The organism is Actinospineispora spinosispora DSM 44797, from assembly GCF_000429025.1.
GTDB classification, from domain to species: Bacteria; Actinomycetota; Actinomycetes; order Mycobacteriales; family Pseudonocardiaceae; genus Pseudonocardia; species Pseudonocardia spinosispora.
The window spans coordinates 154,911-163,513 of the sequence record NZ_AUBB01000028.1; the positions used below are offsets into that span (position 1 = coordinate 154,911).

At 70.0% G+C, this 8,603-nt stretch carries 10 protein-coding genes; 5 read left to right on the top strand and 5 right to left on the bottom strand.

Annotated features, from left to right (window positions below):
- Nucleotides 1–183: 183 nt before the first annotated feature.
- The 3 genes from G406_RS46845 to G406_RS0114625 all read right to left on the bottom strand — a co-directional run bounded on the left by G406_RS46845 (nt 184) and on the right by G406_RS0114625 (nt 3,283).
- The gene (locus G406_RS46845; RefSeq protein WP_245607116.1) at nt 184–1,596 is read right to left on the bottom strand and encodes a DHA2 family efflux MFS transporter permease subunit; all 1,413 of its coding nucleotides are present in this window, start codon (nt 1,594–1,596) and stop codon (nt 184–186) included.
- Complete coding sequence (locus G406_RS0114620) at nt 1,593–1,808, bottom strand: hypothetical protein (RefSeq protein ID WP_028934442.1); 216 nt, start codon at nt 1,806–1,808, stop codon at nt 1,593–1,595. Before G406_RS0114620 ends, G406_RS46845 begins: the two co-directional genes overlap by 4 nt.
- 95 nt (nt 1,809–1,903) lie before the next feature.
- A complete protein-coding gene (locus G406_RS0114625; protein ID WP_028934443.1) occupies nt 1,904–3,283 on the bottom strand; it encodes an amidase in 1,380 nt (459 codons plus the stop codon).
- 54 nt (nt 3,284–3,337) lie between these two features.
- On the opposite strand from G406_RS0114625, the gene G406_RS0114630 reads away from it, so the two are divergent.
- Complete coding sequence (locus tag G406_RS0114630; RefSeq protein ID WP_028934444.1) at nt 3,338–3,736, top strand: MerR family transcriptional regulator; 399 nt, start codon at nt 3,338–3,340, stop codon at nt 3,734–3,736.
- A gap of 81 nt (nt 3,737–3,817) precedes the next feature.
- Nucleotides 3,818–4,990: an FAD-dependent monooxygenase gene (locus G406_RS0114635; protein WP_028934445.1), complete on the top strand. Its 1,173-nt coding sequence runs from the start codon at nt 3,818–3,820 to the stop codon at nt 4,988–4,990.
- Nucleotides 4,991–5,032: 42 nt separating this feature from the next.
- Here the strand turns inward: G406_RS0114635 and G406_RS46850 are convergent, their stop codons facing one another.
- Both G406_RS46850 and G406_RS0114645 read right to left on the bottom strand, forming a co-directional pair.
- Nucleotides 5,033–5,896: an enoyl-CoA hydratase/isomerase family protein gene (locus G406_RS46850; protein ID WP_211241145.1), complete on the bottom strand. Its 864-nt coding sequence runs from the start codon at nt 5,894–5,896 to the stop codon at nt 5,033–5,035.
- A gap of 99 nt (nt 5,897–5,995) precedes the next feature.
- Nucleotides 5,996–6,472: a winged helix-turn-helix transcriptional regulator gene (locus G406_RS0114645; RefSeq protein WP_037076620.1), complete on the bottom strand. Its 477-nt coding sequence runs from the start codon at nt 6,470–6,472 to the stop codon at nt 5,996–5,998.
- 79 nt (nt 6,473–6,551) lie between these two features.
- Here G406_RS0114645 and G406_RS46855 point away from each other — a divergent pair, with 79 nt between their 5' ends.
- The 3 genes from G406_RS46855 to G406_RS46860 all read left to right on the top strand — a co-directional run bounded on the left by G406_RS46855 (nt 6,552) and on the right by G406_RS46860 (nt 8,457).
- A complete protein-coding gene (locus tag G406_RS46855) occupies nt 6,552–7,139 on the top strand; it encodes a TetR/AcrR family transcriptional regulator (RefSeq protein ID WP_037076622.1) in 588 nt (195 codons plus the stop codon).
- Between the two features lie 158 nt (nt 7,140–7,297).
- Nucleotides 7,298–7,561: a hypothetical protein gene (locus G406_RS56810; RefSeq protein ID WP_028934447.1), complete on the top strand. Its 264-nt coding sequence runs from the start codon at nt 7,298–7,300 to the stop codon at nt 7,559–7,561.
- Nucleotides 7,555–8,457 (top strand): Rieske 2Fe-2S domain-containing protein, encoded by a 903-nt coding sequence (locus tag G406_RS46860; protein ID WP_051342095.1) that lies wholly within the window; start codon nt 7,555–7,557, stop codon nt 8,455–8,457. The genes G406_RS56810 and G406_RS46860 overlap by 7 nt, the downstream gene beginning before the upstream one ends.
- Nucleotides 8,458–8,603: the final 146 nt, after the last annotated feature.

Below are 8,603 nucleotides of genomic sequence, written 5' to 3' on the forward strand. Positions count from 1 at the left end.
TAGGACGCCGTGTGACCCGCACAACACCCATGAGGCCCGCAAACCGTCGCAACGACTGCCCAGCACCCCCCACCCGGCCAGGCCCCCACCTACCCGAAGGGACAGGTCCACCCGCCACACCACGAAACCACCGGCACGAATGTGGCTTTAGGGACGTTCAGCGTCCCTAAAGCCACATTCGTGTCATCGGGATGGGCGGGCGGGGAGGGTCAGGGCGGCTGTTGCGGCCGCCGTTGCCAGGGCGGCCGCGGACAGCACGAAGGCGACCAGGTAGCCGTGCGCCAGCGCAGCGAGGGTCGGGGCCGGGCCGGTGGCCGCCGCCGCGACCGTGGCCAGCACGGCCAGGCCGATCGCGCCGCTGGTCTGGCGGACGGTGTTGAGCAGACCGGCCGCCAGTCCCTGCTGCGCGCCGACGACACCGCTGGTCGCGGCCACCGTGATCGGAGTGAACGCGGCCGCGCTGCCGAGACCGAACACCGCGCCGGGCACCGCGACCGACCACAGGTACGAGCTGTGCACACCCAGCGACAGCCCCAGCCAGAGGCAGCCGAGCGCGCCCACCGAGCAGCACAGGACACCGGCCCGCCGAGCACCCAGCCGCACGGTGAGCGGCGCCGCGAGCTGCGCTCCGACGAACATCGCCACCCCGATCGGCGCGTACCCCACTCCCGCCTGCCACGGCGTGTACCCGTGCACCTCGCGCAGGTACAGCGACAGCAGCACCGGGCTGGCGAAGAACCCGAGGCCGAGCAGGAACATCACCACGTTGCCACTGCCCACCGCACCGACCCGGAAGATCGACAGCGGCACCAGCGGATGAGCGGCCCAGCGAGCCTGGTGAACTCCGAACACACCCAGCAACACCACACCGCAGACCAGCGGCACGAGCACCGAGGCGCTGCCCCACCCGCTCACCGAGGCCCGCATCACCGCGTACACCACGCCGACGAGCCCGAGCGTCGCGATCGCTGCCCCCGGCACGTCCAGCGCACTACGCACCCCACGTCCCGCTGTGAGCACGAGGGCGGCTCCGACCAGCGCGAACACCCCGATCGGAACGCTGACGAAGAACACCCACCGCCAGCCGAGCCACTGGGTGAACACGCCACCCACGATCGGCCCGAGCGCGGCGCCGACCGCCCCGATGGCGCTCCACGTACCCAGCACCCGCGCCCGGCGGGCCGGCTCGGTGAACGTCGTGGTCAGCAACGACAGCGTGACCGGCATGAGCAGCGCCCCGCCGAGCCCCTGCACGGCGCGCGCCACGAGCAGCGCCGCGGGTGACCCGGCGAACCCACAGCACACCCGTGCCACGCCGAACAGCGTCATGCCGATCACGAACATGCGCCGTTGCCCGAACACGTCCGCGCATCGTCCGCCCAGCAGCAGGAACCCGGCGAACGCCAACGTGTACGCATTGACCACCCAGGGCAGCGACGCGGAGGTGAACCCGAGCTCGGCCCGGATGTCCGGCAGCGCGACCGGCACGATCGTCGCATCCATGATCACCACGAAGGACCCTGCACAGGCCAACGCCAGGACCGCGGGCTCACGGCGCCGGGTGGCCGGTCGCTCCGCGACTCGGTCGATGCTCACGGTCGGTCCCGCCGATCGGTGTCACGGGTTCCCGGGCGCCGGTGCAGCACCGGGACGGTGTCGGAATGGCCGGGGAACACGTCGTGCAGCGCCGCGAGCGCCAGCCGCAGTCCGGGTAGTGACCGGGCGAGGCCGGCGATCTCCGGCTCGGTCGGGGTCAGCCGGGCGTGCGCGAGTGAGGCACGCGCAGTGGTCAGGTCATCGGGATTCATCTGGCTACTCCTGCGGGCGTGGGTGACACGGGTCGTATGGGGTGAGCGAGCGGGTCGTTCCATGGCTCCCGGGCATGTGACGGCCACGTCGCGGCTCACGCCGCCGCGCCGGTGAGCGCGGGCCGACGCAGGTGCCAGTCGGTGTGCCGCTGGAACGCGTCGCCGATCCGCAGGAGCCTCGCCTCGTCGAAGGCCCGTCCGGCGAGCTGCATCGACAGCGGCAGCCCGTCCGCGGTCATGCCCATCGGCAGCGCCAGCACCGGGCCACCGAGACCGTTCCAGTACGGCGTGAAGACCAGCGAGAACACGCCCTCGTTGTCCTGGGTCCCGGCCTCGTCGGCGAGCTGGCCGAACGGCGGGGCGCCGATCCCCGCCGTGGGACACGCGATGACGTCGACGGTGTCGAGCAACTCCGCCATGGCCTGTTCACCGGCCATCCGCACCCGCTGCGCCTGGACGTAGTCGGCGCCGGACACGAGCGCACCACCGGCGAGCAGCCCCCTGGCGGCCACGGTGTAGTCGTCCCAGCGCGAGGTCAGGGCGCCCCGGTGATAGGCCAGCCCTTCGCACACCGCGGTGATGAAGGTGGCCGTGACCAGCTCGGACGCGTACGGCAGCAGGACGTCGCGGACCGAGGCACCGAGCCCGGCGAGCACGGCGACCGCCGCGTCGAAGCCGCGTTCCACCGCCGGGTCGGTCCCGGAGGGCAGGTCCCGTACGACACCGACCCGCAGCCCGCTCAGGTCCTCGGCGGGGGCAGCGGGACTCGCGTGCTGTCCGGTGATCACCGCGAGCACCTCGGCACAGTCCCGGGCCGTGTGCGCCAGTGGCCCGATCCGGTCCAGGCTGTAGGACAGCGGCAGGCACCCGGACTTCGGCACCAGCCCGAACGTCGGCATCAGCCCGGTGACCCCGCAGAACGCCGCCGGCATCCGGATGCTGCCGGCGGTGTCGCTGCCCAGCCCGGCGAAGAACATGCCGGCCGCGACACCGCTCGCCGTGCCGGAGCTCGAGCCGCCGGTCCAGCGGTCCGGGTCGTGCGGGTTGCGCGGCACCGGCCCGGCACCGGCCGGGTCGGGCAGACCACAGCCGAACTCGGTCAGGCTGGTCTTGCCGGTGATGACCGCTCCCGCCGCACGCAGGCGGCCGACCACCGGAGCATCCAGCCCGGCGCTCCACGACGGGTCGGTCACGGCGCTCTGCCCGGTGGTGGGTACGCCGGCCACCGCGATGTTGTCCTTGACGCCGACCGGGATGCCGTGCAGCGTCCCTCGGTCCAGTCCCGAGGCCAGCTCGCGGTCGGCCCGTTCGGCGTCGCGTCGCGCGGTGTCGTCGAGCCTGGCCAGGTAGACGCCGAGGGTGCTGTCGAGCCGGTTCGCGGTGACGATCGCCTGTTCGGTCAGCTCGACGCTGCTCACCCGCCCGGCCCGGAGCGCGGCGGCGGCATCGGTGAGAGTGAAAGGGGAGGTATGCACAGGCTCACCTAATCCGGTGAACCATGGTTCAGCTCAACTGGTTCACTGTGCGTTATGACCCAGCTCACCGAGATCACCGAGGTCGCGGAGCACTTCGGGCTCGCGCTGTCCACACTGCGGTACTGGGAGCGCCAGGGGCTGCTGACCTCTCACCGGCGCGCCACCAGGCGGTGCTACGACACCGACCAGCTGTACCGGATCGCGCTGATCAAGCACTGGCGCGACACCGGGCTGATGAGCATCAACGACATCCGCGCGATCCTCTCCGAGACCCCGGGCAGCGACACCTGGCTCGCCACCACCTCGGCGCTGTTGACGACCATCGAGGAACGAACCGCCCAGCTGGAGACCGCGCACCGCTACCTGCAACACCTGAGCGGCTGCCGTCATCCGGGCGCTCCGGAGATGTGCCCCGGCTTCCAGGAGACGGTCGACCTGCCACCGGGGCTGTGAACACCCCTGGAGATCTATCGGTTAGGCCGTTCGAGAGGATGACCGCACAATCTGTGGAACTGTCAGCGAGGGGATGTCTGGATGAACGTCGTCTGCGTCGGAGCCGGTCCGGCCGGCCTGTACTTCGCCATCCTGACGAAGCTGCGGGAACCCGGTGCGGCCGTGCGGGTGGTCGAGCGCAACCCGCGCGGCGTCACCTACGGCTGGGGCGTCGTGTTCTGGGACGACCTGGTCAACAGCCTGCGCCACAGTGACCCGGAGACGACCCGGCTGATCCTCGAGGACGCCAACAAGTGGCACGACCAGGAGGTGCAGGTCGGTGAGGCGAAGCCGGCCCGCATGGGTGGCTACGGCTACAGCATCGGCCGGGCCCGCCTGCTGGAGATCCTGACCGCGCGTGCCGAGTCGCTCGGTGTGACGGTCGAGTTCGACGCCGAGGTCGGCCCGGACGAGACGTTCCCGGACGCGGACCTTGTGGTGGCCGCCGACGGCGCGAACAGCCGCACCCGAGCCCAGTACGCAGAGCACTTCGCCCCGACGATCGAGTCCGGCCGCAACTACTACATCTGGCTGGGCACCCGGAAGCTGTTCGACATCTTCACGTTCGCGTTCGAGCAGACCTCGGCGGGCTGGGTGTGGCTGCACGCCTACCGGTTCAGCAACGAGTACAGCACCTGCATCTTCGAGTGCTCCCCGGAGACGTGGAAGGGCCTCGGCCTGGACACGATGAGCATCGACGAGGGCCTGACCCTGATGCAGAAGGTGTTCGCCCGCGAGCTGGACGGCCAGGAGCTGATCACCCAGATCGGCCCGACCGGTCGGCCGTGGCTGAACTTCGCCGACATCACCAACCGAGCCTGGCACCACGACAACGTGGTACTCATGGGCGACGCCGCGCACACCACACACTTCTCCATCGGCTCCGGCACGAAGCTGGCACTGGAGGACGCGATCGGCCTCGACCGGGCGATGCGTGCGCACGCCGACCTGCCCTCGGCACTGGCCGCCTACCAGGCCGACCGCGCCGCCTCGGTCGCGGTGCGCCAGGCGTCGGCGCGGGCCAGCACGGCGTGGTTCGAGAACGTCGCCGAGCACATCAAGACCGACCCGGTGCGGTTCTCCTACGCGCTGCGCACTCGCCGCGAGCAGCCCGCCGGTCTCTCCTGGCTGCTGCACCGCGCCACCCAGTACCGCGCGGGCCAGATCGCGCGCCGCTGGGTCAGCACCGCGAAGCGCAAGATCCGCCCCGCCTGACCCCTCGTGAGTGTTGAGTATGGCCATAGCCACACTCAACACTCACGAGGTCCGGGCGGTGCCCCGAGAGGTCAGCTGTGCGAGGACGCGCGGGCCAGGTAGTCGCCCATGTTCAGCTCCAGGTCGGTTCGTTGCTGCAGGCCTTGGTTCCAGGGCCTTGCCGAGGCGGCGCTGGGCGCCCTCGCGGGCGACCGAGGCCCAGAACTCGTCGAGCACCGGCGGCATGAGTGCCGGGTCGGGGAGTGACACGTCGCCGACGCAGCGCTTCGTCTCGGCGAGTGCGATCTTGTCGAACGAGGCGATCCGGTCGGCGATCCGGTCGACGAAGTCGTCGAGCTCCGCGTCCGGCAGTGCGCGGTTGACGTATCCGTACCGCTCGGCCAGCTCGCCGTCGAAGTCCTGGCTGGTCAGCATGATCTCCAGGGCCCGGCCGCGCCCGACGATGAACGGCAGCCGGTGCATCGGGTCACCGCCCGCGACCAGGCCGAGGCCGACCTCCAGCTGGGCCAGCACCGCCCGCTCACGGCTGGCGAACCGCATGTCGCACGCGAGCACGAACTCACTGCCGGCACCGCGAGCACGCCCCCGCAGCTTCACGATGCTGGCAACGGGGGCGTTGCTGATGCGGACGAGGAAGTCGAGCCACGGGTGCATTCCGGTCGGGCCGTCCGCCGGCATCGACGTCGTCTCGCTCGGGTCACGCGAGATGTCGTAGTGCGCCAGGAAGAAGTCCGGGTCGGCGCTGTCGAACACGACGACGCGAACGTCCGGGTCGGTCTCCAGCTCGGTGACCAGCGCGACCAGCTCACGGATGGTGCCCGGGTCGATCAGGTTCATCGGCGGGTTGTCGAACGTGACGTTCCACCTGGTCACCGCGCTCCGGTCGATCCGCACCTGAGTGGGCATCGGGGCCTCGTTTCCGCATCGTCAGATGATCAGTAGCTGGTTTGGAGAACCAAACCTAGCATCTGAGTAGGAAAACAGGATCCAGGGCGAAGGTTCGCGTCAGTCGGTCCTGGACGTCGACGGGTCGACGAGCAGGTCGACGTCGTCGAGGGGTACGCCGGAGTCGCTCTCCTCCTCGATGAACGCGACCCGCAGCGGCCGCCCGGTGCGGGTGCTCCGCCGCAGGGCCGAGGGGCCGTTCGGATGCGGCTGGTAGTCGTCGCCCCACTGCTGGAGGGCACCGAGTAGCAGCTTCGCCTGCTCGCCGGCGTCGGTCAGGTGGTAGCTGTCCCGAGTCCGCGAGCCGGGTTCACGGTAGGACCGCTTCTCCAGCACGTTCCCCTCGACCAGGACGCCGAGGCGCTGGGACAGGATGTCCGGCGCGATGCCCAGTGCCGCGCGGAAGTCGCTGTACCGGGTCACGCCCCGGAACGACTCGCGCAGGATCAGTAGTGACCACCGATCCCCGAGGACGTCGAGGCTGCGCTGAACCGAGCACAGGACGTCCGAGTCTCGCGATGCTGATGCTGCCTTCACCAAGTCAGGGTAGCTCGGTCGACGGCAATGGGTCGTGACAGACCGCATCCGATGATCACCGCCGGTGTAGCGTGAGCAGGTGGGCTACACCCCGGAACGGACCAAGGCCGCCATTTTCCAGGCCGCGGTCGAGGAGTTCGCGGCCCGGGGGCTGGCGGGGGCGCGGGTCGATCGGATCGCCGCGTCGGCGGGTGCCGACAAGAAGGCGATCTACCTCTACTTCGGGGACAAGCGGGAGCTGTTCAACGCCGTACTGGCGCACGAGCTGGAGCGCCTCGCCGAAGCGGTGCCCTTCGACGGTGACGTCCCGGACTACGTCGGGCGCCTGTTCGACTACCACTGCGAGCATCCGCAGCACCTGAGGCTGATGCTCTGGGAGAGCCTCGAGCTCGGCGCCGACGAGGTCCCGGCCCAGGCCGCTCGCGCCGCACACTATCGACGCAGGCCGGCGCCGCTGGCGGAGGCGATCCGGGACGGGAACCTCGACCCGTCCCTCGACCCTGCCGGGCTCATGCTGATCCTGGCCGGAATGGTCGGCTGGACGTTCGCCGTCCCGCAGATGGCGCGCATGGTGCTCGGCGACGCCCCGTCGGTGCTCGCCTCGCAGCGCGCGTTGCTGCTCGACTGCGCCCATCGACTCGTCGGGACGACCCCGCCCCGGTCGTAGTCCCGGCTGACCTCCGCTCGCCGCCTTCCGGCGCGGTGTGATCTTCCGTCGTGCGCTGCTCCGGGATCGGCTCGACCACCTTCTCCACCAACTAGTGGACATGAGCACTGCTCTCTTTTACACTAACTAGTGGAGATGCTGGTCGAGGAGGAGAAAGCATGAAGACGTCCCTCGTGCGGCTGCTGGACAGCGCATGCACCGAGATCCTCGACGGCTACCGCGACGGACGGGCTCGACCGTGGCAGCTGCACGTCAGCCCGGCCGCGTTCGAGGCGATCTCGCGGATCAAGCAGAGCGAGGTCTCCCGGGGAAATCCGCTGATGCTGCTCGACCTCGGAGTCGTCGCCGACCGTTCCCTCGACGGCGACGCCACCGTCGTCACCTGGCACCCGAACCCACCACCGGAGGAGACGCCATGCTGAGCACCGAAGAGAACGAGTACCTCTGCCGCATCGGCCCCGGGACGCCCATGGGGGCGTTGCTGCGCCGCTACTGGACGCCCATCTGCCTGTCCAGCGACGTTCCCGATCCGGACGGCCCGCCGCGCGTCTTCCGCCTGTTCGGTGAGGACTTCGTCGTCTTCCGGGACACCAACGGCACCGTCGGCGTCCTCGACGAGAAGTGCATGCACCGAGGCGCCTCGCTGGCCATCGGCCGGGTCGAGGACTGCGGCATCCGATGCCTGTACCACGGCTGGAAGTTCGGGGCGGACGGAACGATCCAGGAGACGCCCAACTCCGAGAACTCCCGCTTCCGTGAGCGCCTGCGCGCGCCGGCCCACCCGGTCCACGAGGCCGGTCAGCTGGTGTGGGTCTACCTCGGCCCCGCCGACAAGCAGCCGCCGCCACCCCGGTTCGGCTGGATCGACCTGCCGAGGGAGAACCTGGCGATGACGAAGATGGTCGTCACCGGGAACTGGGTGCAGGCGGTCGAGGGTGAGATCGACTCCTCGCACGTCGGCCTGCTCCACCAGACCGAGCTCGAGCTGGCCAGGCAGGGTGTCTTCGACCCGGAGGGAATCGGCAGTGACCGGTTCCCGGCGACCGACGACGCGCCGCGTCTGGAGGTCGAGGACACCGAGTTCGGCTTCCACTACGCCGCGCTGCGCAAGCTCAGTGGTGACCAGGACGGCTCCTACGTCCGGAGTCGAGTCGGTATGGGGCGCGGTTCCGGTGTTGCTACCGGCCCGTTTCCCCATACCGCTCGCCGAACCCGCCGTGCGCCTTTCAACGCAACGGGCTCTCCACGGTTTCTGTCGTTGGGCGTGGTTCGCGCAAGGACCAAGGGCTGGGAATGCTGCGTCGGCGGTACCGGGTGACCGGTGTCGCCGCGATGTTGCGCAGCTCGATCCCGTCCACCGCGATTGGCCGCCACCCCGTCGGGGTACGCAGCCAGCGGTGGACGTCCTTCCACCTCCAACGCCGTTTGGTCTTCACCCATCGAACGATCCGCCACCAGATGAAG